This is a genomic window from Solitalea canadensis DSM 3403, assembly GCF_000242635.2.
In the GTDB taxonomy this organism is placed as follows: Bacteria; Bacteroidota; Bacteroidia; order Sphingobacteriales; family Sphingobacteriaceae; genus Solitalea; species Solitalea canadensis.
Map to the genome: position 1 here is coordinate 4,506,968 of NC_017770.1, position 25,023 is coordinate 4,531,990.

At 39.4% G+C, this 25,023-nt stretch carries 25 protein-coding genes and 1 riboswitch; of the genes, 10 read left to right on the forward strand and 15 right to left on the reverse strand.

From position 1 onward, the window contains the following. Positions 1-41 precede the first annotated feature (41 nt). The 5 genes from SOLCA_RS18900 (at position 42) to SOLCA_RS18920 (ending at position 4,702) form a co-directional block, all read left to right on the forward strand. The gene (locus SOLCA_RS18900; RefSeq protein ID WP_014682078.1) at positions 42-773 is read left to right on the forward strand and encodes a L,D-transpeptidase family protein; all 732 of its coding nucleotides are present in this window, start codon (positions 42-44) and stop codon (positions 771-773) included. 101 nt (positions 774-874) lie between these two features. Next, entirely contained in the window at positions 875-1,918 is a 1,044-nt protein-coding gene (thiL, locus tag SOLCA_RS18905) for a thiamine-phosphate kinase (RefSeq protein WP_042481671.1), read from the forward strand. 315 nt (positions 1,919-2,233) lie between these two features. Then, positions 2,234-3,241, forward strand: coding sequence for a DUF481 domain-containing protein (locus tag SOLCA_RS18910; protein WP_014682080.1), 1,008 nt, complete (start codon positions 2,234-2,236; stop codon positions 3,239-3,241). A 55-nt stretch (positions 3,242-3,296) separates the two neighbouring features. Then, positions 3,297-4,181 carry a hypothetical protein gene (locus tag SOLCA_RS18915; RefSeq protein WP_014682081.1) on the forward strand — a complete coding sequence of 295 codons (885 nt, stop codon included), beginning with the start codon at positions 3,297-3,299 and terminating at the stop codon, positions 4,179-4,181. 32 nt (positions 4,182-4,213) lie between these two features. Continuing rightward, positions 4,214-4,702 (forward strand): cupin domain-containing protein, encoded by a 489-nt coding sequence (locus SOLCA_RS18920; protein ID WP_014682082.1) that lies wholly within the window; start codon positions 4,214-4,216, stop codon positions 4,700-4,702. A gap of 57 nt (positions 4,703-4,759) precedes the next feature. Here the strand turns inward: SOLCA_RS18920 and SOLCA_RS18925 are convergent, their stop codons facing one another. Continuing rightward, positions 4,760-5,233 carry a DinB family protein gene (locus SOLCA_RS18925; protein ID WP_014682083.1) on the reverse strand — a complete coding sequence of 158 codons (474 nt, stop codon included), beginning with the start codon at positions 5,231-5,233 and terminating at the stop codon, positions 4,760-4,762. Between the two features lie 83 nt (positions 5,234-5,316). Between SOLCA_RS18925 and SOLCA_RS18930 the strand changes: the two genes are divergently transcribed. Beyond that, entirely contained in the window at positions 5,317-6,357 is a 1,041-nt protein-coding gene (locus SOLCA_RS18930) for a methyltransferase (protein WP_014682084.1), read from the forward strand. A 38-nt stretch (positions 6,358-6,395) separates the two neighbouring features. Here the strand turns inward: SOLCA_RS18930 and SOLCA_RS18935 are convergent, their stop codons facing one another. The 3 genes from SOLCA_RS18935 to yiaA all read right to left on the reverse strand — a co-directional run bounded on the left by SOLCA_RS18935 (position 6,396) and on the right by yiaA (position 8,712). Next, a complete protein-coding gene (locus SOLCA_RS18935) occupies positions 6,396-7,457 on the reverse strand; it encodes a nucleotidyltransferase domain-containing protein (RefSeq protein WP_014682085.1) in 1,062 nt (353 codons plus the stop codon). Further along, positions 7,435-8,205 carry a nucleotidyltransferase domain-containing protein gene (locus SOLCA_RS18940; RefSeq protein WP_014682086.1) on the reverse strand — a complete coding sequence of 257 codons (771 nt, stop codon included), beginning with the start codon at positions 8,203-8,205 and terminating at the stop codon, positions 7,435-7,437. Before SOLCA_RS18940 ends, SOLCA_RS18935 begins: the two co-directional genes overlap by 23 nt. Positions 8,206-8,286: 81 nt before the next feature. After that, positions 8,287-8,712 (reverse strand): inner membrane protein YiaA, encoded by a 426-nt coding sequence (gene yiaA, locus SOLCA_RS18945; protein WP_014682087.1) that lies wholly within the window; start codon positions 8,710-8,712, stop codon positions 8,287-8,289. A 175-nt stretch (positions 8,713-8,887) separates the two neighbouring features. Here yiaA and SOLCA_RS18950 point away from each other — a divergent pair, with 175 nt between their 5' ends. Continuing rightward, positions 8,888-9,502 (forward strand): thiamine phosphate synthase, encoded by a 615-nt coding sequence (locus tag SOLCA_RS18950; protein ID WP_014682088.1) that lies wholly within the window; start codon positions 8,888-8,890, stop codon positions 9,500-9,502. A 23-nt stretch (positions 9,503-9,525) separates the two neighbouring features. On the opposite strand, the gene moeB is transcribed toward SOLCA_RS18950, so the two are convergent. From moeB to SOLCA_RS18995, 9 genes are all read right to left on the reverse strand, one after another. After that, positions 9,526-10,533, reverse strand: a complete 1,008-nt coding sequence (gene moeB / locus SOLCA_RS18955; protein WP_014682089.1) for a HesA/MoeB/ThiF family protein — start codon at positions 10,531-10,533, stop codon at positions 9,526-9,528. Between the two features lie 11 nt (positions 10,534-10,544). Continuing rightward, the gene (gene thiH, locus SOLCA_RS18960) at positions 10,545-11,648 is read right to left on the reverse strand and encodes a 2-iminoacetate synthase ThiH (RefSeq protein WP_014682090.1); all 1,104 of its coding nucleotides are present in this window, start codon (positions 11,646-11,648) and stop codon (positions 10,545-10,547) included. A gap of 59 nt (positions 11,649-11,707) precedes the next feature. Continuing rightward, positions 11,708-12,478: a thiazole synthase gene (locus SOLCA_RS18965; RefSeq protein WP_014682091.1), complete on the reverse strand. Its 771-nt coding sequence runs from the start codon at positions 12,476-12,478 to the stop codon at positions 11,708-11,710. Further along, complete coding sequence (locus SOLCA_RS18970) at positions 12,475-13,128, reverse strand: thiamine phosphate synthase (RefSeq protein ID WP_014682092.1); 654 nt, start codon at positions 13,126-13,128, stop codon at positions 12,475-12,477. The genes SOLCA_RS18965 and SOLCA_RS18970 overlap by 4 nt, the downstream gene beginning before the upstream one ends. A 22-nt stretch (positions 13,129-13,150) precedes the next feature. Further along, positions 13,151-15,022 (reverse strand): phosphomethylpyrimidine synthase ThiC, encoded by a 1,872-nt coding sequence (gene thiC / locus SOLCA_RS18975; protein ID WP_014682093.1) that lies wholly within the window; start codon positions 15,020-15,022, stop codon positions 13,151-13,153. A gap of 57 nt (positions 15,023-15,079) precedes the next feature. Next, complete coding sequence (gene thiS, locus SOLCA_RS18980) at positions 15,080-15,295, reverse strand: sulfur carrier protein ThiS (protein ID WP_014682094.1); 216 nt, start codon at positions 15,293-15,295, stop codon at positions 15,080-15,082. Positions 15,296-15,366: 71 nt separating this feature from the next. Beyond that, positions 15,367-15,468: riboswitch (TPP riboswitch) on the reverse strand. A 65-nt stretch (positions 15,469-15,533) separates the two neighbouring features. Beyond that, positions 15,534-17,006: an RtcB family protein gene (locus tag SOLCA_RS18985; protein WP_042480203.1), complete on the reverse strand. Its 1,473-nt coding sequence runs from the start codon at positions 17,004-17,006 to the stop codon at positions 15,534-15,536. 898 nt (positions 17,007-17,904) lie between these two features. After that, positions 17,905-19,413 (reverse strand): TROVE domain-containing protein, encoded by a 1,509-nt coding sequence (locus SOLCA_RS18990; RefSeq protein ID WP_245536726.1) that lies wholly within the window; start codon positions 19,411-19,413, stop codon positions 17,905-17,907. Between the two features lie 653 nt (positions 19,414-20,066). Beyond that, positions 20,067-20,633: a hypothetical protein gene (locus SOLCA_RS18995; RefSeq protein ID WP_014682097.1), complete on the reverse strand. Its 567-nt coding sequence runs from the start codon at positions 20,631-20,633 to the stop codon at positions 20,067-20,069. Between the two features lie 339 nt (positions 20,634-20,972). Here SOLCA_RS18995 and SOLCA_RS19000 point away from each other — a divergent pair, with 339 nt between their 5' ends. From SOLCA_RS19000 to SOLCA_RS19010, 3 genes are all read left to right on the forward strand, one after another. Continuing rightward, positions 20,973-21,326, forward strand: coding sequence for a zinc ribbon domain-containing protein (locus SOLCA_RS19000; protein ID WP_014682100.1), 354 nt, complete (start codon positions 20,973-20,975; stop codon positions 21,324-21,326). A 171-nt stretch (positions 21,327-21,497) separates the two neighbouring features. Beyond that, positions 21,498-21,962, forward strand: coding sequence for an SRPBCC family protein (locus SOLCA_RS19005; protein WP_014682101.1), 465 nt, complete (start codon positions 21,498-21,500; stop codon positions 21,960-21,962). A gap of 31 nt (positions 21,963-21,993) precedes the next feature. After that, entirely contained in the window at positions 21,994-23,013 is a 1,020-nt protein-coding gene (locus SOLCA_RS19010; protein ID WP_014682102.1) for a helix-turn-helix transcriptional regulator, read from the forward strand. Positions 23,014-23,017: 4 nt separating this feature from the next. Here the strand turns inward: SOLCA_RS19010 and SOLCA_RS19015 are convergent, their stop codons facing one another. Next, positions 23,018-24,634, reverse strand: a complete 1,617-nt coding sequence (locus SOLCA_RS19015; RefSeq protein WP_014682103.1) for an FAD-binding protein — start codon at positions 24,632-24,634, stop codon at positions 23,018-23,020. Positions 24,635-24,655: 21 nt separating this feature from the next. Continuing rightward, positions 24,656-24,991 (reverse strand): Bor/Iss family lipoprotein, encoded by a 336-nt coding sequence (locus tag SOLCA_RS19020; protein ID WP_014682104.1) that lies wholly within the window; start codon positions 24,989-24,991, stop codon positions 24,656-24,658. Positions 24,992-25,023: the final 32 nt, after the last annotated feature.

Below are 25,023 nucleotides of genomic sequence, written 5' to 3' on the forward strand. Positions count from 1 at the left end.
CAATAAATAGCTGCTCCGATGGCATCAAATAAATAAAACACATGAAGAAAGCTTTATTAATTTCTTTTTCAGTATTAGCAATTTTCACTCAATCTTGTAAATCACAAAAAGTGAATCTAACAAAACAGTTTCAGTCAGAACAATTGATTGTTGTTACTGCTGCCGATTGGACAACTATACAGGCCGAAATGAATGTGTATGAACTTGAGAACGGCCAATGGAAATCTGTTATGGAGCATATTCCGGTAACATTAGGACGTACTGGTTTAGCATGGGGTAAAGGACTACATGATGAAAAGCTGAATGTTGGTGAACTGAAAAAAGAAGGTGATGGTAAGTCGCCGGCAGGTATTTTCAGATTGAATGGGTTGTTCGCCTATGACGACTTTAAAACCAAAATGCCGTTGCTGAAGGTGGATACCAACACATTTTGTGTAGACGATAAAACCTCTCCATTTTATAATCAGATCGTTAGCACTGATACGACAGCAAAAAACTGGAATTCTGCTGAGGAAATGAGAAGAAAAGATGATTTTTATAAATATGGAGTTTTTGTTGGTTATAATACCGATCAGATAGTAGCTGGAGCAGGCTCATGCATTTTTATGCACCTGTGGCGCGGTAGCGACCGGCCTACGGCCGGATGTACAGCCATGATGGAAGAAAATATGGTGGCGCTTTTTGAATTTTTAGATCCGGCGAAAAAACCTATTCTGGTACAGGTTCCAAAAAATGAATATGAAAATATAAAGGAGATCTATGAGCTGCCTTAATCCGGATTGGATATAAAGGGTATAGCCAATTGTAAAAACACTTTTCTACCTTTGCGGTCTAAAAGAAATGCTAAAAATTTAGCTCCCGAATTATGAGTGAAATATTTGAGAATAGTGGAAGAACTGAATTATCACAATTAGGTGAATTTGGTTTAATAGAGCATCTGACCAAAAACGTAAAACTATATAACGAATCAACGATCAAAGGAATTGGTGATGATGCAGCCGTTGTTAGTCATGGCGGCAAGAAAACCTTGATTTCGACGGATATGCTTATTGAAGGTGTACATTTCGATTTAATGTATGTTCCTTTAAAACATTTAGGGTACAAGGCCATTATGGTTAACCTGTCCGACATTTGCGCGATGAACGGAATACCAACTCAGGTAACAGTTTCTATAGGTATTTCAAATCGCTTTTCTTTGGAAGCGGTCGAAGAGTTGTACGCAGGAATGTTATTAGCTTGTGATAAATGGAAAATTGATATGATTGGCGGAGATACCTGTTCTTCACAAAAAGGATTGATCATTAGTATAACCGTTTTGGGCGAAGCTGATGAAGATAATATTGTGTATAGAAAGGGAGCACAAAAAGGTGATTTGATCTGTGTTTCGGGTGATTTGGGCGGCGCATATATGGGCCTGCAAATGCTCGAGCGCGAAAAAGCTGTATTCCTTGAAACACCAACAGCACAGCCCGATTTAGAAGGAAAGGATTACATTATTGAACGCCAGCTGAAACCGGATGCACGAATGGACGTGGTGGAGTTGTTAAAAGCGCTTTCAATTAAACCATCTGCCATGATCGATATTTCTGACGGATTGGCTTCTGAGATTCTCCACATCTGTAAACAATCAAACGTTGGTTGTAAACTATATGAAGAGAAAATCCCGATTGACACATTAACCTATGAAACAGCAAGAGAGTTTAATCTTGATCCAACGGTATGTGCATTAAACGGCGGAGAAGATTACGAGCTATTGTTTACCGTTCCGCAATCGGCTTACGAAAAAATTAAAAATCAACCTGATATTTCAATAATTGGGCATATTGTCGACGAGAGTGAGGGTCATTACCTGATCAGTAAATCAAACAATGCCCATGAAATAAAAGCCCAAGGTTGGAATGCTTTTAAAGGTGCATAAAGGGGGACCTCACCCCGGCCCTCTCCTTTAGGAGAGGGAGCCCTCGGAATATATTAAGACAAAAAAAGAGCTTTAATCATTAGATTAAAGCTCTTTTTTTATAACCACTACACACTCCGAGCGCTCCCTTCTCCTTTAGGAGAAGGGCCGGGGATGAGGTAAAAACACATGCTAAATTCTCCTCAAAATTTCTTAAGTTAACTACTAATAAATCGCCCTCAACGTTCTACTCCGTCTTTAGCATTTAAACTTCCATAAGCAGGCGAATAAAAGTCAGGCTTTTGACAGTCGACACCTCTTAATTTATTCAGATGCATGCAGATTAGGAAAACGTTTACACTTCTTCTTTTTTTATTATTATTTCCTTGTTTGATCTTCGCGCAGAAGATCGATAAGATTCTGTTGGATAATGGTGACATGCTTACCGGAGAAATCAAAGGATTGCGCTTTGCCATGCTCACTTTTAAAACAGATGCAATGAGTACCATTCAAATAAAATGGGAGGAGATCGTTTGGTTACAATGTGCAAAAAACTGTGAAGTAAAGTTTCGGTGGGGTGAACTTAAAATAGGCAGATTGGATTCAATCATTTATTACGACAAACTTGCCAATTTGAACAATGTGGTTGAGATTACACCGATCAAGGATCGATTTTTTAAACAAATAACCGGAAGCATTGATGCCGGATTTAATTATACGTATTCGAGCAAGGTTGGTCAGTTTAATATGAGTGGTACTGCCGATTATCGCAAGCCTAAATTTGAAACCATTGTAAAAGCAAGTTCTATCATCACGAACCAACCTAACGACACCGCACAAGCGGTCACAAAAAAGCAAGATGCCTCCGTACAATTTATTCGATTATTGAAAGATAATTACAGTATTGACATGAAATTGTATTGGCAACAGAATACAGCCTTAGGTTTACGAAATCGCTTTTCGACACAGCTCGGGGCCGGAAAAGATTTGATTTATGACAACCACAACAAGCTAGGAGTCGGAATAGGGATAGCGGGCAATCGTGAACAATCAGACGGGCAAGAAAACTCTACCTCCAACCTTGAAGCATTGGTCGGAATCGGTTTTAAAAAGTTTTATTATTCATCTCCCAAAATTAATATTGATGCCGCTTTGGTAAATTTTGCCGGATTATCTGAGCTGGGCCGATTCAGGGTGGAAGCTAACATAAATGCGAAAGTTGAAATATTTACTGATTTTTTTATTGGAATAACATTTTATGATAACTACGACAACAGGCCGCTTGCGGGCGCTACAAGCAATAATGACTTTGGTATAGTGACTTCCTTAAGTTATTCTTTCTGAGCTCAGTTTAAACTTTTTACAACAGTTTCAGTATAAAAGCGAAATTGTATACTTTATGAACTTAAGCCCAAAGCTGTTAACACTTTTCGCTGCAGTTGCGTTATTGACCTCTTGCTCAAAGTCATCTGATGAACCTCAAACAAATGGACCCAGATTAATCTTTAAATTTAAATTCGACTCTACACAGGTTAGGTTAGGAAATTTGGGACAGCCGTCAACCATTGCTGATGGAAATGCCGCGCAATCGCCAAAATTTAACAGCATGAGTTCGCATTATATTGAGTTGGCGCCAACAGCATTTACGAAATTAGGGGCAGGAACAGTTTTATTTCATGCCGCAGAAACCACCCAGGGAGGAGAAAACGCCATTGACTTCTCAAAGAATAAGGCCGTTGGAAATGGAGAAACATTTTTCAGTATACCGTTAAATGAAGTAAAAACAGGAACCTATGAATGGTTACGTGTTAGTCTCGCCTACCAGAATTATGATATTGTGATAAAAAATAAGAATCCATTAGACCCAACTAAAACAATCACTGCATCCGGAACATTAGCGTCTTTTATTGGATTTAATACTTACATTGGCTCGTTTTCAATTAAGAATACTTCAATTACCTTAAATGCAAATAAGAAACAGGGATTTTGGGCTTTTGAAGTAATTAACCAGAATTTCTCTGGTGATGCATCTGCTACAACTGTTGTGAATCCAATTGAGAGCACCTCTCCCATTCCTAAAGGAAGTTGCGTGGTAACAGGAGCATTTGATAATAAACTGATCATAACCGGACAAGAAACTAAGGATTTGGTAGTCGAAGTGTCATTATCTACAAACAAGAGTTTTGAATGGAAGGAAGTTGTGAAGGATGGTTATTTTCAGCCGGATGCCGGAGAAATAGTACAAGATATGGGAGTCAGAGGAATGATACCCCGAATTAAATAACAATCGAGGAAAGTTACCTAATTAGCGATAAGATGAGAACGGAAGAAATTATACATAAACTAAGTTTGGTGCCACATCCGGAAGGTGGTTTTTATAGAGAAACATATAGAAGTAAGGAAGACCTTATTACCGAAGAAGGAAAAAGAAGAAATGTGTGTACGGCAATTTATTACCTCCTGAAAGGAAACGACAAATCATTCTTTCATCGACTCAAATCGGAGGAAGCTTGGTTTTTTCATGAAGGAAATGTGCTTGAAATCAATGTACTTATTAATGGTGAGATTGAGCGTTATGATCTGGGAACAGATATTCACAATGGAGAGTATCCGCAAGTAATTATTCCGGCAAATACCTGGTTTGCTGCTAAAGCAAAATCAGCAACCGGACATACGCTGGTTAGCTGCACCGTAGCCCCTGGTTTTGATTTTGAAGATTTTGAGTTGGCAGCAAGAGAAGAACTCTTGCGTAGGCATCCACATTTAGAGGAGGTCATCAAAGAATTTACTAAAGCGGATTTTTAAAAAAATTTTCTGGGCCCTATGGGCCCTTTTTTGTGAAAAATAAATAAGCTACTAGCGTTAAAAACGTAAAATGTCTGCATCAGGGGGAGTGTAACCCAATATACGACCCATTGACATCACTTGTCCTTTGTGATGAAACTCATGAGTGATTACATGTGTAAAAAGTTTTAAAACGCCGAAATCATAATTTGTTTCGTAAAGTGAAACGTAGCCGGTTATTATTTCTTCGGGATCTTTAAAAGCGTTCAAGAACTCTACAACGACTTCATCGGCTTTCAGGAAACAAGCAGTCAGATCTACTACTGAGTTTATATCATCGGGCTGATAAAAAGTTTCTTCTTTATTCAAGGCAAACTGTGATAGCCAATACAGGTAAGTATTGCACACATGCAACAACGTCGTTTTAATACTTCCCCGCCCGAAATTATTAACAGGAACATTGAAATGCTCGTCGGTCATAGCTGAGCAATAATGCAGCACAACCTGGCGGCTGTCTTTCACGAGATCATATTGATGGTGAAGAATATCCATGCATTAATTTAAAAAGTATAGCACAGATTGAAAAATAAAAAGCCGGTCTTTTTTCGTAAATTCCATTAACCAATTTACGCTTTATGGAACAGCAATCATCTCCTGATCCTTCTCGGATTATGCAAATCGGGATGGGATTTTGGGCTGCTAAAGTAGTTTTAACAGCCGTTAGCTTTAAGCTATTTTCAATTCTCGCAAAAGGGCCGCTAAGTGGCCAGCAACTCAAAGAAAAATTAAAACTCGGAGCAACCGACCGCCATGTATACGATTGGCTGGATGCGTTAGTGTCTTTGGGCTTCCTTCAGCGAGAAGGAATTTGGGACAAGGCAATGTATAGCAACTCAGCTGATGCTGATACGTTTCTTGATGAGCAGAAGCCCGCTTATTTAGGAGGAATTTTAACAATGGCCAATAGTCGGCTGTATAATGTTTGGTCAAAACTGGACAAAGGGTTAAAAACCGGTAAGCCTCAAAATGAAGAAGGAAAAGGTGGCAACATGGAGATTTTTGAAACGATGTACAAAGATCAGGAAAAGTTGCAGTTGTTTATGGATGGGATGAGTGGAATCCAAACGGGAAACTTTAACGCATTAATAAATAAGTTTGATTTTAATAACTACGATACGATGGCCGATGTGGGCGGAGCCGACGGATGGTTGAGTATTTTGGTTTGTGGGAAACATCCGAAAATTAAGTGCATTAATTTTGACCTTGCTCCTGTTGAACCTTTGGCGGTTAAAAAAATTGCCAAGCACAATCTCTCAGATCGAATAGCACATCATAGTGGAGATTTTATGAAAAATGAACTTCCCCATGCGCAATTGATCACTATGGGAAATATCCTGCATGGATTGAATGAGGATTTAAAACACTTCATGCTTCAGAAAGTTTATAACTCATTACCAACTGGAGGGGCTTTTATTGCAATTGAAAATGTTATTGACAACGAGCGTAAGCAAAACACATTCGGGTTGCTGATGAGTTTGAATATGCTATTGGAAAATGGTGATGCTTTTGACTATACTTTTTCAGATTTTGAAAAATGGACAAAGGATGTAGGGTTTAAAAAAACCGAACTAATGCACCTGAATGGTCCATGCAGTGCAGCGATTGCCTATAAATAAAAAGCAGCCCGAACTTTCGGGCTGCTTTAGTTTTTTAGCTAGTAAAGATCGTTCCTGATAGACACCAGAAGTTCATTGACTTTGCCTTCGTCGGGGCAGTTAGGCAAGGAGGACTTTCTAAACAGGTCTTCTATTTTTTGTACCTTTTCGGAAGCCATTTTTAGTAATTCTTCGTACGAAAATGCCCCTGTTTTTATTCGAAACAAAAACTCGCGATCTTTTCGATGTACGTTTATTTGTTGTTCTGTTGCAATTTCTTCGGCCATGTTCAATAACCTGAAAGTGTGCATCATATTTTTTGTGTCGTAGTTCTTTCCATTTTCAAGCGTGTTTTGATACCTGTTTTCATTTCTGTTCTCCACACAGCTCCAGTATTCTTTATAGGTTTTGCAATAAACAGAATAGCCATCTTTATTGAAACTCAAAAACGCCAATGGTTCTAATCCTTTCGGAACAGAACTTAATGAGACATCATTTGCATTTTCTCCTGAAAAAACACCGAATGGTTTTAATTCAGACGACTGAGATTTATGGAATAGCGCATACATGTTTTGAACATGTGAAATATTTACCAGAGCACAATCACGTTGATCATAATACTTTTCGGTTAACCAATGATTCAATGTGACTGTTTGACTACCCGCAATTACAAAACAGAAGTCCAGAACTGTTTTGCGCGCCTTATCCATTGGATTAAAGATCTTTTTGTTTAAACTTCTAGCTTTTTTGATTTGGGAAAAAGCATATCCGGCAAAAGTTTGATTACAAAGTTTTGATATAAAAAGATCAGGCTTAATGCGTTCCATTATTTCATGTCGGTATAAAATACAGTTTTCGGGTGTGTTTAAAAGCTCAAGTATGTTTGGATTGTTCTTTAAGAGAAGGTCAAAGAAACGGCGTAGCTCATAATACACAATATCATTTCTTTCACTGGCAACTTGCTCAGCAAAAGCTAATCCGAAGAAAGCATTTTTGGGTAGCAAATAAACCCCTTTTATATCTGTATCAGATTGTGGAGTATCCAAACCATAAGCCCTGCTGCCACTTATGCATTGTAGTAACAGGACGTCTTTGTTATTATGTACCTGATGAAAATCCATTCAATTGTTTTCTAAAAAATTGATTTAAAAGAGCTGTTGAATAGCCACTCTTGTCAAATGTGGAAGCAACAGACTTATAATTTTCAAGCCCTGTAGTTATAAATGAGTGCAGTAGTGGTACCTGTTCGGTTAACGATTTTTCATCCGCAGCTTTCTTTTCCACCAACAAACTATCAATTGCCGCATCCCAGTTTTTGTCATTTACCAATGTTCGCAATACGGAAAACTCCATTGGAGGAAATTCATTTTTCTCAGCAATCCACTGAGCTGCCAATAAGGGTCGTAATGTGTAAAAGTATTTTTTTAGTTTAACCCTTTTTGACTGAAGATCATTTTCAAAGCAATTGTTTGCCATACTTAAGTAATGATGCATACTTGCTCTTGGTGAAAAATAAACAGGCATCAACTGCTTTAGCTCGTTTAAAAAATGGGCGTCTTGCTTGTAAACAACCGGCGACTGAAGCCATTCAAATAAAGGCATGTTTGATTTGCGAAGCAACTTTAAAGCCTTTCTCAAATCCCATCCGTTTATATCTAAAACGTCATTTATGGGAATATCAAGTGTGTCTTTAGGCTCATCGATTTCTAAGTACACTTCTGGTTGCTGTAGATAAATAAATCGAACATCATAATCGCTATCGGTAGATTCAAATCCCCATGCCCTGCTGCCCGACTCACAAGCGTATAGTATTTTTATCTTGTGTAAGTTTTCAAGTTCTATAAGTTTTTGTTGTATAGTAGTAAACATAAAAATCCTTTAAAATTAAATTAAACTAAAAAGGTGCCTGATCAATCAAGCACCTTTTGTTAAGAGAGTCGTTTAATTGTGTTAAACTGTCCGTTGTGCTTTTTCTGCTTCTTCAAATTTTGCCAAATCGCGCGTGTTCTTTTGAACTGCGATAGCTGCAAAAAGTGTTAATAAGAAGGCCATTCCGTAAAACCCTTTTTCGCTTAATGTTAGTGATGCGTTCATTAATCCAACAACAAGTAACAAAATGGAAAGAAGAACCGAGAACCAACTTAACCCATAATAAATTGGAGTTACAGGAATACCCTCTGCTTTATCGCGAACGCTTTTCTGAACAGAAATCGCTGAAAACAGTCCATACATCATCAATGTAAAATAATACCCTTTTTCGCTTAAAGCCAGATCGTTGGTATCTGCGTTCCATAAACCAATATTGTAGCTTACAAGTCCGATTATTAAAGCGGCCCACGAAGCACCAACAAAGGCAACTGATGGTTTTTGATTCATATTTAAATGTTTTTGTAAATAATTGTGCCGTAATATTAATTAAAATATCCAAACGAAGAATTATTTATTATTGGAATAATGGCCATTTAATGGTTATTTTTTGAGCAGTAAATCGAATTCTCGGGTTGGGTGGGATTATAATTATCATTAACTTGTTGTGATTAACCCTAAAGTCATGTTTAAACTGTTTGTCATTAGTCCGGAAGAAACTAAAAATCATGAAGCCAAGATTTTTACCAGTTTGCTGAATGAGGGCGTTCATTATATTTACTTGCGGAAACGAGCAGATTATTCAATTGATGCAATAAAAGAACTAGTGGAAAACATTCCTGTTGACCTTCATCCACGGATTATTGTTAGCAGTTCGCATTACACCTTGAAAAGAGAGTTTGCTGTACAATTACATTTGAAAGGTATCGACAGAAATAAATTAGCTGTGGGGAATAACTGGTTTTCTACCTCAGTACATTCTGTTAACGATTGGCTCAACTTGAAAGAACAGTATAATTATACCTTTTTAAGCCCGGTGTTTAACAGCATTAGCAAAGCAAATTATTATTCAGCATTCAATCTAAGGGAGCTGACAAAAGAAATTCGCCAACATAAATTCGAAAAAGATAATCTATCAAAACTGGTCGCATTAGGAGGGATAGATGCAGAATCCATCACTAAACTAAAAAACTCAGGGTTTGACGGAGCAGCTATTCTTGGATCGATTTGGCAAAGTAAAGATCCTGTTGAGGCGTTTAAGCAGATAAGGAAAGCCTTGAACGAGGCCTTTCAGGAGTAAGGCGTAACCCTTATTCTTCCCAATCAATTCTTTTTTAAAGAAAAAGCATTCTGAAATCCAACCTCTTTTAAGAACTGAACGGCAACGACACTTTGAATTCCCGACCGGCAACTACAAATAATCGGCTTATCGTGTGGAAGTTCATCAGTTTTATCTAAAAGGGTAGCTAACGGAATATTTATTCCGCCGTTGTTGTTTAGCACAAACTCTTCTGCAGACCGAACATCAACTAACAAATAATCATTTAACAGATTAAGTTGATCTTTTGTAATCTCAAAAGGAATGCTGCAGTTAGATGACAATGAAGGTCCCAAAGTGGAAATCTTTTGGTTCGCCGGATTGCTTTCAAATTCAAATTGATTAAAATTCATGGATAAAGCATCTGCAACTAACAATTTCCCTGATAATACCAGGCCCTTTTCACTTATGATTTTAATAGCTTCGGTTGCCATCATTGTTCCAATAATTCCGGTCAATGTAGCTAACACACCAACTTCGCTGCATGTGGCAATGTCTCCAGGTTCGGGGTACAGGCAACGGTATGTTGGTCCGTTGCGATAATTAAAAACGCTTAACTGCCCTTCAAACTTAAATACAGCTCCTGAAACAAAAGGCTTCCCGGTTATTACACAAGCGTCATTAACTAAATAACGCGTCGTGAAGTTATCGCAGCCATCCAACACTAAGTCATAGGCTGCAATAAGATCCGTTGCGTTTTTCTCATCAAGCAAAAATGGATAGGCAGCAACAGTGATAAGAGGATTTTGATGTAGCAACTGCCGTTTAGCAATTTCAGCTTTTTTCTTTCCTACATCATGTGGCGAAAATAAAATCTGGCGTTGGAGATTGCTTTCATCTACTTCATCGCCATCAATAATGCCAATATGCCCCACTCCTGCGGCTGCGAGGTATTGCAATGCGGGGCAACCCAGGCCTCCGGCCCCAACAACCAGAACTCGCGCCTGTTGAAGTTTTTGTTGCCCAGAACGTCCCATTTCTTCCAAAAGCAAATGTCGACTGTATCGTTTCATTTTATTGAGGTTTACAATGCTTTATCCCAATCTTTCCAAACAGCTTCGTACCCGGCTTTTTGAATTATCGCTGCCATTTCGTTCGCCTCTCTTTCATCAGAAATTTCAAATTGTTCAAGTGATTGAGGCGCCACAACGTATCCTCCGGGATTTGTTTTGGAAGCCGCGCTGATAGCGGTGATACCTAACTTTATTGCACTATTTCTGAATTTTTCAGACTCTCGTGTAGAGAGGGAAAGTTCCACTTCTTCATTAAAAAGACGGTAGGCACAGATCAATTGAACCAACTCCTTGTCGTTCATAATTACTTTGGGTTCTAAAATACCTTCTGCTGGTCGTAGCCGGGGAAAAGAAATGCTGTACTTTGTTTTCCAATAAGTTTTTTCCAGGTAAGAAAGATGTAAGGCGGTAAAAAAACTATCTACCCGCCAATCTTCTAAACCGATTAAAACACCGAGTCCAATCTTGAGAATGCCAGCAGCACCTAAGCGATCCGGTGTTTCGATCCGGTAATCGAAGTTTGATTTTTTTCCTTTGGGATGATGCAGTTTATAGTCGTCTTTATGATACGTTTCTTGGTAAACAAGTACTGCATCAATACCTTCGTCAATCAAAAGCATGTATTCTTCCTGCTCTAATGGCTGAACCTCTATAGAAATATGCGAAAACAGAGGTTTCAGTAATCTGACGGCATTTTTTAAATAGTCGACACCTACCGTTTGGTTGGCCTCACCCGTCACCAATAAAACATGATCGAAGCCCATGGCTTTAATAGCCGCGGCTTCTAACATGATTTCTCCATCGGAAAGCGTTCTTCTTTTTATTTTATTATGGTAGCTAAACCCACAATAAGTGCAAATGTTCTGACATTCATTCGATAAGTAGAGCGGAATGTACATCTGGATGGTTTTGCCAAAACGCTTTTGTGTTAGCCGATGACTTAAGGTGGCCATTTGCTCTAAAAAGGGCTGAGCCGCAGGAGAGATCAAAGCCATGAAATCATTAAGATCCCGCTTGGGACTTTGAATGGCCGCCAATACGTCTCGCTCGGTTTTTGAGTAAATAGTGGCTTTAATAGCTTCCCAATTATAATTCGTGAATAATTCGGTGAACATTGTGTTTGATTAATGATGTTTTCTTATTCATTCGATACCCTGCATATTTAAGTTTAACCTTACTCGTCTAAAAAAGAGGTTAACGGACTGCTTGCAATTGCGTGTTGCCCTGAGGTTGCCAACCGGGCTTCGTAAGCCATTCGTCCGGCCTCAACGGCTAGCTTAAATGCTTTTGCCATGTTAACCGGGTCGCCGGCGACAGCAATGGCTGTGTTTACTAATACAGCATCTGCGCCAATTTCCATAGCAGCTGCTGCATGTGACGGAGTGCCAATCCCAGCATCAACGATCACCGGTAGATTGCTTTGTTCAATGATGATTTGAAGAAAGTCGATTGTTTTAAGGCCTTTATTACTGCCAATGGGTGATCCTAACGGCATGACTGCCTGAACACCTTTTTCTTCCAATCTTTTGCATAGAACCGGATCGGCATGAATGTATGGCAAGACCACAAAACCTTCTTTTACCAATTCTTCCGCAGCTTTTAAGGTTTCTATTGCATCAGGCATCAGGTATTTAGGGTCCGGATGAATTTCGAGTTTGATCCAATTCGTTTGCAATGCTTCACGAGCCAGTTGCGCAGCATAAACAGCTTCTTTAGCTGTTCGAACGCCCGAAGTGTTAGGCAGCAAGTTGATCGAAGGATGATTCAAGTGTGCAAGAAGATCGTCATCATTATTGGTTATATCCACCCGCTTAAGAGCTACGGTCACTAATTCAGACCCTGAAGCTATAAGCGCTTCTTCCATTTGACGAGCTGAGTTAAATTTTCCGGTGCCGGTGAATAAACGAGATGAAAAAATCCGGTCGGCTATTTTTAGTTTATTCATGTTGTTGGAGTTTCGGAAGGATGGACAGTTAACAATTCTGTTGTAGTGGACAGCGCAAGCAATTTTTTAATTAGTACCTCCCTGTTTTCAGCATGGGTAATGGTTCCTGAAACAGCAATACCCCATACTCCGGTTTTCATAAGGTCGGGAAGATCTTCGGGCTGCAATCCTCCAATGGCAATAACCGGAATGTGAATCTTTCTTTCTTCACATCGCTTTAAAATTGTTTGGTAGCCGTTTAAACCAAGTATCGGGCTTAATTTTTCTTTTGTTGAGGTAAAGCGGTACGGACCCAGGCCGATATAATCGGGCAGGGCAACAGTTAATTGTTCAATATCTTCGATCGTATTAGCTGTGGAACCAATGATGAATGCATCTCCCAATATTTCCCTGGCTTCAGCAGGAGGCATGTCTTCTTTTCCTAAATGAACCCCATCGGCATTTATCTCTTTCGCCAAATGCACATGATCATTAACTATAAATGTAGCCCCGTATTTTTTACAAACCGCCTGAATGTCCAATGCTACCTGCTTCCATTCGGGGAACGGAGTGTTTTTTAATCTCAACTGGATCCATTTTATTCCTGAACGGCAAGCATCTTCCGCTTGCGCAGCAGTAGTGCAGATATATTGAAGTTTATCTATTTTCATAATCCCTTAGCTAACCTGAGTTTTACAAATACAATTCACTTCCTCTTTCTTTAAACGTTGTCGATTTTTCAGACATCCCTTGCTCAACAGCCTCTTTCTCATCCAGGCCATTTGCTGCAGCATAATCTCGAACCTCCTGGGTAATTTTCATTGAACAAAAGTGTGGTCCACACATAGAGCAGAAATGCGCGACCTTTGCTCCTTCAGCCGGCAATGTTTCATCATGAAACTCTCGGGCCGTATCCGGATCTAAGGCGAGATTAAACTGATCTTCCCATCGGAACTCAAAACGAGCTTTACTTAATGCATTGTCGCGGTATTGTGCTCCCGGGTGGCCTTTTGCCAGGTCAGCTGCATGGGCGGCGATTTTGTAGGCAATGATTCCGTCTTTTACATCTTTCTTGTTAGGTAAACCCAAGTGTTCTTTAGGTGTTACATAACACAACATGGCGGTACCAAACCAACCGATCATCGCAGCACCAATCGCCGATGTGATATGGTCATAACCCGGAGCGATATCGGTAGTGAGTGGCCCTAATGTGTAAAACGGCGCTTCATTGCAAGCAGCAAGCTGTTTGTCCATGTTAGCCTTGATCATGTGCATAGGAACATGACCGGGTCCTTCAATCATTGTTTGTACATCATGTTTCCAGGCAATTTTGGTTAGCTCACCCAAAGTCTCCAGTTCTCCAAACTGCGCCGCATCATTGGCGTCGGCAATGCTGCCGGGCCGAAGTCCGTCGCCAAGCGAAAAACTCACATCATAGGCTTTCATAATTTCACAGATTTCTTCGAAATGGGTATAAAGAAAGTTCTCCTTGTGATGTGCTAAACACCATTTGGCCATAATACTGCCTCCTCGGGAAACAATACCCGTAACACGTTTAGCTGTTAATGGCACATACCGCAGCAATACACCGGCGTGAATGGTAAAATAGTCCACCCCTTGCTCTGCTTGTTCAATCAACGTATCTCTGAATAACTCCCAAGTTAGGTCTTCAGCTTTTCCGTTCACTTTTTCCAAGGCCTGGTAAATAGGAACAGTTCCAATCGGAACGGGACTATTGCGAATGATCCATTCACGGGTTTCGTGAATATTTTTTCCGGTAGACAGGTCCATTAGCGTATCTCCTCCCCATCGGAAACTCCATACAGCCTTATCTACCTCTTCTTCAATGCTGGAAGTAATCGCCGAGTTGCCAATATTAGTATTGATTTTTACCAGGAAGTTTCTTCCTATAATCATCGGTTCGCTTTCCGGGTGGTTTATGTTTGCCGGAATAATGGCCCGACCAAGCGCTACTTCTTGGCGAACAAATTCAGGCGTGATAAAGGAAGGTTGAATGTTTGCCCCAAAGGTTTGTCCTTTATGTTGTTTCCATAATTCATTGTTGCTGCTGAAAAGTTCATCCATGCGTTGGTTTTCCCGGATGGCGATGAATTCCATTTCAGAGGTGATAATTCCCTTTTTAGCATAATGCATTTGGGTAACACTTGCTCCTTGTTTGGCCCGGTAAGGTTTTTTAATGTGGTCAAACTGCAGGTTCGACAAAGCGGGGTCACTCATACGGCGTAGCGTATAGTCAGATGAAAAGCTGTTAAGTTGCTCCACATCGTTTCGATCCAGTATCCATTGTTCTCGTAATCGAGGTAATCCTTTTTTTAAATCGATATCGATTGCAGGGTCAGTATAGGCACCACTCGTATCATAAACAGTGACCGGATGATTAGGAATTCGTTCCGTGTCAAACGTGTTTTTAGTGATTGTGTCGGTCAGCGTAATTTCACGCATTGGCACTTTTATAGTGTGAAGCTTGCCAGAAATATAGATCTTTTTGGAGCCAGATATCGGTTCACGAGAGATGATAGTCTTGTCGTTTTTAGGCGTATTCATGAGTCAGATAAATTTGTTTGAGTTAGATGAGAAGAACAGAAATAAAGCGTAGATACTTTATCCTCCTTGTGTAGCTTGAATGATAGTGATTCGATCCCCTTCTGAAAGAAACTTTTCAGGCCATTTGGGTTTAAGAATAATGGAATTGTTAATGGCTACGGCAATACCTTTTTTCTCCTGCAAGTGCAGACGAGTAAGCAAGTCGCTTAAAGATGCCGGCGGATCATCAAAAGTTTGAGGATGGTTGTTAATGAAAACGGTCAGATTTCCCATGTTTATTTATCAAAATACAATAAACACTTTAGGGGATTGAACGTGAAAAATTAAAGAAAGAGGAACACAAGAAATACTTGGCAACTTTTCCCTCCGCATGCATGATCCTGTTCAGGTTCAAAGGGTAATTCTCAGCCTTCCGGTTTATTCGGAAGACACCCCTAAAGTAATGGCCCAAATATATAGATAAAGAAATTACAAATGCAAATAGCCGGCTTTGTTTACAAAGCCGGCTATCTTACGTATCCATTTTAACAATTTTTGGATAGAATAATCCCAATACTTCTACCAGATCGGTTTGCGCTTTCATCACATCCCGAATGTCTTTATAGGCGCGAGGGTTTTCATCTAAACCGCCCCCGATAAGCGTAATGCCCTCATCCGTCAATAATTTATTGAGTTCAGGACGGGTAATCGATTTTTCCGCTTGTGTGCGTGATAAACGACGTCCGGCTCCATGAGAAGCTGAATTGATTGAGGTTTCATTACCTTTTCCACGGACAATAAAACCGGGTGCTGTCATCGAGCCCGGAATAATTCCTAGTACGTTTTTACCGGCAGGCGTGGCCCCTTTACGATGTGTGATCACCTCTTTTCCGTTCCATGTTTCTTTCCACGCAAAATTATGGTGATTCTCAATCACAGCTATTGGGTGTTCTCCTAAAGCTTCAGCCATTTTTTCATGGATACGATGATGACAGGCAGAGGCATAATCACCTGCAAGGTTCATCGCGATCCAGTATTCCTGTCCTTCTTGTGTATTCAGGTCTAACCATGCCAGGTGTTTTGCATCTTGAGGAAGCACACATTTTTGCATGGCCACTTTCGTATAATGGTTGGCAATGGTTGCCCCCAGTCCGCGTGAACCTGAATGCGACAAAGCCGACAAATAATTTCCGACCGGAATTTTAAATTCATTATTAGGATCAGTAATTTCAACAATACCGAATTCCACAAAGTGATTACCCGAACCCGAAGAGCCCAACTGTTTGGCTGCTTTCATCTGTAAAGATTTTAACAAAGGGTTTTCATTAAAAGCCTTGTTATCCAACACTTCATGATCTTTGTTGTTTTTAAACTCTTGTCCGGCGCCAAAAAGCGTGTTCTTGTCCAAAATGGTTTTTAAATGATCCTTTTGGTCCGAAACCAATCCTGCAGGAAGATCATAAATGCTTAAGCACATACGACACCCTATATCAACACCAACACCGTATGGAATAACTGCATTTTCAGTGGCCAAAACGCCGCCGATTGGCAAACCATAGCCTTGATGAGCATCGGGCATTAAAGCTCCGGCAACAGTAACAGGCAGGCGAACCGCGATTTCCATTTGGTTGATGGCACCTTGTTCAATGAATTCCTTGCCATATAATGGATAATCGACTTTTTCTTCATTTAGGCCTTTAACATTTTCATTTCTTAAAGAGCGAAGCTTGTTCAGCAGCTCTTCTGAAACCTCCGCATGTCGGGTCGCTGATTTTTTAAGATCGTATTGATGCTGTTCGATCAACGCAGCAGCCGTAACAGCAAAGCGTTCATCCTCCAGGAAATCAAACGGGTTTTCAACAACCGGTTTCAACAAGTCTAGCACCGCATAGTGCGAAACTTTTTTGAATCTGTTTGGCAGATCATTTATAGCGATTTGAACACAACGTCCCTCCGGAAATCCAATGGAACGTAGGTCTTTTCCTGTAATTCTTAATTTTCCCATTTTGTTCTTCAGTAATGGCGATCGCCCCATTGCGACCGCCGCTTCTAATCTTTCTATTAATTTAATAACACAAAGAAAAGCAGCTTGTGCGCAATGTTTTTGCGCAGCAAAAAAATAGTTTAAAAAAGTTGAGGTTACTAATTTACTATTATGGTATTAAGGCAATAACTAAGTAAACCCTATGGACTTAATTTTTGCAATTGCTTTTATGTTGCCAGAAAATTTGAGGATGCAAATAATGTAGCGTGTTGTTGAAGATGATCAACTAATAAAGCCGATGTTTTTGCATCGGCTTGGAGAATTAGTTAAAAAGGAAAAGAGGGTAAAAGGCGATAAATGGCTTTTATTATTGCTCTAACCAATTGAGCTACTTCTTTCGAAGACGGGACTCGAACCCGCAACCCATAAGCCCACGAAGTATCACTTATCTACGACACCCCTTTAAGAGTTAAGTATAAGAAAGAGTAACAGGCAGTAAGAATTCATGCCTGATTCGAACAGGCAAGCTTATTAAGCTTTCTACCGGACGAAGTAATTCTTACTTACGACATCTTTCTATTACAACAAGAGCAAAAAGCGAGAAGGGAAACGGGGCATGTCGAAGCCGGAGTCGAACCGGATAGCCTCATTGTTATTAACAATCTCGCTATTCCTCCCCTAAAAGTGGACGAAGTAACCCATTTCTACGGCATCTTGTTATGTATTAAAGAACTAAGAATTGTAAAGCAACAAAGCGAGAGGGGAGCTTTTTGAGAAGTAACCCTCATTCCACGACACCTACAATTTAAGAAGCAATAAACGTTTTAAGTTGGTGTTCAATTAAAAGTAGAAGTAACTCAAAACTACGGCATTCTAATAATTTTGAATGATTCCGGATTATTTGCCGGAATCATTTTGTTTATAATTCGATCGCATTGATTTCACTCAGTGCATTTTGACCATCTTCTATGGCTGCAAGTACATCAAATAATTTATCTGACCAACCTGCGATCAAGAAAACATCGCTAGAATCGGTCTTCAAAGGAGTTGTTCCGTATCCCGCTAAATCAAACAAATACATTTTTGCAGTTGGAGCTATTCTTTTGTAATCACTCCAAAGCTGTACAAGCTGCGTAGTTGCTGAATTATTGTTCCATAATTGACAATCGGTAAAGAAAAGCACCTTATCGACAACTCTTTTTGAGTTGATCAGGTCTTTTAATACCAGATAGCCGTTTGTCGCATAACCCACTTCTCCTTCTCGTTTATAAAAAGCATCTACGTTTGCCAATACAGAGGCAGTAGGCACGTTAACCACTTTCCATTTGTCGCCAAACATGCCAGTTATAGCATTCTTGCATCTACTTTTCATTAGCATCGCCAACATCAAGCCTATATCATAAAGCAATATTTTACTTCTTGCAGATACTGGTTTTTGCATTGACCCTGAAACATCGCAGGCAATCAACACTTTTGTGTTTTCATTAAAACCTTTGATGTTTGCGGCACTTAATGTAACCGCTTTTTCCAAGGCGTCAAGTATTACAGATACATGTCCGTTTTTGTTCGCTGACAATTCGCGATAAGCCGCCAGGAAACGGAAGGGCAACTGTTTTGATTTCGCTACTTTTTCTGCATTACTTAAATAAGCAGCGGCTTTTTTAACATGAATTAATGAAATTTCAGCATCCAGCATATTACGCAGATTTCTCAAGAGCGCCATATAACCTACTTTTTCACTATCAATCAATTCTTCCCATTTATGTTTAAAGGCAAGAGCCTTTTCTTCTTCGGTTGCAAATAATTGCTGTCCAAGGGCCGATAATTCAGTTTCCCAGGTGTAAGGAGTTGCTAATTCTTCTGCAGCTATTTTATTAAATAATAACTGCTGATCTTCATCCTTTGCTTTTGGATGGGTTAAAAACAACGCATCTCTCAGCTTAATAGCAACTCCGGTTCTGTTATATTTTGCAAATTGATATTCATCAAACTTATTAAATGATGAAGCAATGCCCTTTTGTACTTGCTTTGAAAGTTTTCCTAGTTTCTTCGTGCCAGTTGCCTTATTCGCCAATTGGTAACAAGAAAGAAGCTCTGTGATTTCGTCGGCTCGCTGAATAACTCGGTCTACAACTTTTCCTATTAGGGCATTGCCCGAATTGTTCTTTGCCAACTCAACAGCAAGCATTAAAGGAACTGAGCGCAAATGCATCTTCTCCCGTGTATAAACTGCAAGTTTTGCAACAAATAAAGGATCATTTGCTTTGATTAGCCCACGGATTCTCTCCACTCTCTCGTCTTTTGCCTCATAAAATGTATTTTCCAATGAAGCTGTAACAACGCTGCTGTAAAGCTCCATTTCTGGGGTTAACTCGAAAGCAGGAGCATCTTCGTAATTAAATTTGCCCACCCATTTTGTTATGTTCATGTTAAATTTCATAGTCGTTGTTTTTAATTGACAATACAAAGGAATAAAGCATATGCGCAGTCTTTTTGCGTAGTAAAGGAACAAGTGCACTTTTTTAATAGCACCAATAAAAAGCCCTGATTATCAGAGAAATAAAAAAGAAGTTTTTTGAGAAAAAATTAAAAAAGAGGAAAAAAAGAAAAATCTTTAGTAAAACAAGGCAACAAGCGAAAAAAGAAACCGCTCCGAAAAGCGGCGGACGTTCTTATCCAAAATGGACAGTGAACCGGCATTCAACATCTCAGGGAGACTTTCATTCTGTTGCCAAAACTTTGCCCTGTTGGTTTTCAACCCAACTTTGCGTATTACACAGTTGCCCGTGTTACACTACCTTAGGCCCGTTAGAAGTAGCTCTTTCCTACGGCACTTGTTTTACTAAAGAACGACAAATATAGATAGTTTTTAAAAGGATTAAGGAATTTGAACAATAGCGGAAAGGTTCACTTAGCCGAACAGAATTAGTAATATTTGCCGAGTTGATGCAGCTTTAACAGCGGTTCATAGATTTTTAATAATTGGAAATGGTTGGTGGAGTACTTAATCGTTTGGAAAAGATGCTGGGAATTTTCTCTGAATAGGTTGGTTTATGCAGAACAGATGAACACTAACAGTATTTAATTTTTTTCTACTGCTTCTTTTAATCTGTCGATCAATTGTTTTCCGATATATGAAGTGAATTTCCAATAACGTTGTCGATAGTATTCATCCCAATAACTGATTACCCTGTTTTCTGTAAGTCTGAAGTATGTCGGGTTTTGCGTAATAAAATAAGCGTAGTTATGAATTGTGTTATCATTGATATGCATATTCAAATCAAAAAGGATTTCAATTACTGATTCACCTAAGAGCTGAAATGTATAGGGTGTTATGAAAAACTCATTATTCATCAACAGTTTCCTTAGTCTTTTCTGTCTGATAAATCCATTGTGGTGCCTAAGAAAGATACAATTAAGAATAGTCTTCTGTATTTCTGAAAGACTTATCTCATCTATACCTGTTGGCTGATTAATATATATCCGCGTTGGAATTTTTAGGGTCTGATTTTCCATTTGAACGACCTGAAAATGATCTGAGACCCAACGATTATTTTTATCGGGTAGAATATTAAAAACCTGAATAACGTCATTTGCTAATTCCTGGGGAAACATCTGGAGTAATATTTTCTTGTTCGTCGATTGCATAACGATTATTTATTGTTTGATTCAGCACTGATAGACGGGTTGCTAATTCATCAGTGTTATTCTAACAGCTAATGCTCCTCAAAATACGGACGTTTCATAATGTCCTTTTTTATTAGCAACCCCTCCTCTTGTTTCCATAAATAGATGACCATTTGTTTCATACACCCATCGGATGTTTTTCATAGTCGTTGTTTCTAATTGACACTACAAAGGAATAAAGCATATGTGCAGTCTTTTTGCGCAGCAAAAATAAAGGCCTTTTTTCAAAAATTTTTTTTAGCTCCTTCGGAGCATTTAATTTTTGAACGGTACTTTTAGTGTTCATTTCTAAATTAAGTTATGGATAAGGAAAGTGTTAGGTACATTATTAATCACTATTCAAAATGGATGTTGCCCGAAGAACGGGAAGCGCTAAGGCATATGCATTCTTATTTGAAGCACGATTTTACTAATCCGGAATTGAATCTCGCCTCATTGGAAAAAGTATATAAGAAGGTAGGGTGGCTATCGGAAAAAGAATCAGTCTTGGCTTTATTGAAAGATGGTCCTGAAAATTTCGAATTGCGTATGGCGATTCGCATTTTCAATGAACACAAGAACGAAATCTTTATGAATAATTGTCCAAATTGCGGAAAATTACCCAGAACACCCTTAGCGAAACAATGCCGTTATTGTGGATATGATTGGCATTAACTGGTCTATTATAATAACTGCTGCATTTGAACCGCTGATAGATTTCTATCGGCGAAAGGAAAGTTCATCGACCTACGGCAGCTCTTGCGGCGGAGGTTGTGGTGGTTGTGGCGGCGGAGATTAAACGATCTCTCAAAATGTGTAGATTAGTCATTCTAAAAACGCAATGCAATGTCAACTACAAATAATCCGTTCGTCGCTAAAGCCGAAATGCTGATTAGGAAACCCGTTACGGAAGTTTTCGAAGCTTTTGTGAATCCTGAAATAACTTCAATGTTTTGGTTTACGAAAAGCTCGGGCCGACTAGAGGAAGGTAAAGAGGTCACATGGACTTGGGAAATGTACAACGTTTCAGTTCCGGTAAATGTAAAGTCGGTTGTTCCGAATAAAACGATCTTAATTTCATGGGGAAATTATAAAGAGGAAACAACAGTGGAATGGACTTTTACAGAAATGAAAAACAATTCTACATTTGTGAGTATCGTGAATAGTGGTTTCAAGGGGGATAATGAACAGTTAATCGCCCAAATCAGGGACGCTACAGAAGGATTTACGTTGGTTTTAGCTGGCTTGAAAGCTTACCTTGAACACACCATTCAGCTTAATTTAGTTGGCGATCGTTTTTCGCAGGAATAATGATCCGTTTGTTTTTATTTTACAGAATAACATGCCTATCAATCGGAATGCCCTTATACGTTACAAAACATTAGATAATTGCCTAAGGAATAAATACAGAAAATGGACGCTGGAAGATTTGATTGATGCCTGTTCTGAAGCATTGTACGAATATGAAGGAATCGACAAAGGGGTTAGTCGCCGAACCGTGCAGATGGATTTGCAGTTAATGCGCAGCGACAAGCTGGGCTATAATGCGCCAATTGTTGTTAAAGAAAAGAAGTATTATTCATACGATGATCCCGATTATAGTATCACCAATATTCCCTTAACCGACCAGGATTTAGGAACACTTTCTGAAGTGGTCCAGATTTTAAAGCAATTCAAAGGCTTTTCTCATTTTGAAGAGATCGGCGGGATGGTGAATCGTTTGGAAGATAAAATTTACACCAGCAAAACTCAATCAACATCAGTAATTGATTTTGAGAAAAACGAACGGCTTGCAGGATTACATCACCTGGATACACTTTATCAGGCAATAATTAAAAAACAGGTTATCGACCTTGATTACCAATCTTTCAAAGCGAAAGAATCACGGGTTTATAAATTTCATCCTTATTTATTGAAGGAATACAGGAATCGCTGGTTTATTTTACGTGTTGCCGAGGGCGTAAAGGTTCATTTGACCTTGGCGCTCGACCGGATTAAAGATATTCGGCATAATCATTTATTGACTTATCGGGAGAATAATAAGTTTGATCCCAACACATTTTTCGGTAATGTGCTCGGGGTGACTAAAAATGCCGGACAAAAGGCAGAGCATGTTATTTTTTGGGTAGATACAAAGAATGCGCCCTATGTAATAACAAAGCCTATTCACTCAAGCCAGATTGTACTTCGAGAGCACGAGCATGGCGTTGTCTTTCAAATCAAAGTTATTATCAACTTTGAGCTGGAGCGAGAGTTGTTGGGGTTTGGAGATTTTCTGGAAGTTATTTCTCCAAAGGGGCTCAGAAACAGAATTGCCAATAGAATGAGAAATTCATTAGCTTATTATGAAGAAGAGGGTTAACGGCTCATACAATTGGCGATTCTGGAACTAAAGTGTCTTCGGTAAGCCCACATTGTTCCAAGAATTTATTGTTGAACACTTTTCGGCATTCAGGAGTTAATAAAGCGTTACGACTCGCCAGCCATTTATCAACATTTTCATTGCCATACATTTTCCGTACACGTTCCGGAGAAAGTAAAAAGTTAATTTTTCCCCAGTGTAAGGTGTAAGGAATACCTAGTTCTTCCAGTCTTTGCCATACTTTTTTAAAGAAGTCACGACTACCGGGTGCATCTACCCCATCGAGTTCGAGGACACAGGTTTGTGGAAAATGAGTAAATCCTAACAATGCTCGTGTTCCTTTTACAAACCGAAGCGCAATTGCTCCGGCAAATGGAGTGTTTTTGTTGATGTCGAGGGCAACATCAATTACCGCGGTTGCATGTTTAATGTCAATTCCGATGGCAGCGCTCGCCACCTTTCCCCTAAATTTAGTGTTTGTAAATATTTCGCCTATCGTTCCGGTTATTGGCTCTCCCGGTTTAAAAGCTAATGGAAACAACTTGTTAACCAGTTTGGGAACCACGTTTAATGTAAATCCTGTATCGTCCATTAAAAATTCAATCACTCCCAATGTATGGTTGCCATAAGTAAAACCATCGGTATCTGCAGGTCGTTTTGTATAATCTCCGTAAGCTTTTTTATAGATGGTTTTCATGTATACACCCCACGCTGCATCATCTGGCTTAAAGTGGTGTGGATTTACGATAAGCTCGAAATGATAAAGTTGTTTTTCTGCATCGTCTTTTGGTAAATCCAGCGTTTCAAACAGGTCTGTCAGATCAAGGGAGTTAATGGCATTTTTTAATTGTTCAGAATAAGCAATTTGTCCGGAACGCTTTTCTTCCAACAAAAAGATGGGTTCCGTTTCGAGTAAAATGCCGTGTATAATGCCGAAGCTTCCAAAGCTTACAACGGCAGCATTAAAAAGATCGTCGTCCTTTAGTAATTCGGCTCCGAGCCAGTTTATAAATTGATCCGATGCAACGGGGTAACTTTTTCGTTCTAACCAAACATGTCGGCTGGGTCCAACAACAAGGTGTAAGCCAACAATAGTATCGTGCACCGCCCCAACTTTAAAAGCCGAACCATGTGTTCCGGTGGATGTAGCTCCTGCAATGCTTTGTCCGTTGCTGGCCCCCGATGCCCGTAAGCAGCGTTTGATATCCCCGCGTTCTTCCAGCATTTCATTTAGTTCATCAATACTGGTCCCGCATTCTACAAGAAATAAATTTTTATGATCTCCGGAATAGTCACTGCTAACAAAGTTCTTTCCGATGTTGAAAGCGAGATTAAGTGATTTGGTGTCGATAATCCCACCTTCTGACACCGCCACTTCTGACAACGACCAGCCGCTGCCCATTGCTCGTAATGGCAAACCGTTGTCAATGGCGTGTTGAATCAGCCACTGCATATTAGCCGTTACTCCACGATAATTTTCTTCATCAGAAGCATTATTATCAGGCATTCGTAATTTGAAAGATGCATCTTTTTTAAAGGCATGCTTAAAATTCTGATGACAGTTTTCCCACTCAGTAAAGTTGGGAATAACTTCTATTCCTTTAGGATATGTAGCAGGCATAGTTCAATGTATTATGAATACTCATTTTTGATCTCCTCCAATTGTTCCGGGATCTCTTTTTATCGGAGAACAGCACCATTCCGTTTTTTGCGGAATAACTATTCCGAGTGTAATTGCTGAAAGAATAATTGTTCCGGGAGTTGTTTTCACTACTACTTTGTTCATTTTGCCACTTTCACACTTTGGGTTAACATCCTTAGGTTGTTTTAATCCCCAGAAATAGGACCAGGTAGTTTTCTGATAGTTAGGATTGTTTACAAAGGTGTCGTATTTATAATCGCTAACAATGGTGGTTGTTGCACAACCTTGAATTAAAAACGAAACAAGAAATGTAAACTTAAGAACGGACGATTTCATAAGTGAACAGTATGTAGATACTGTAATTTACT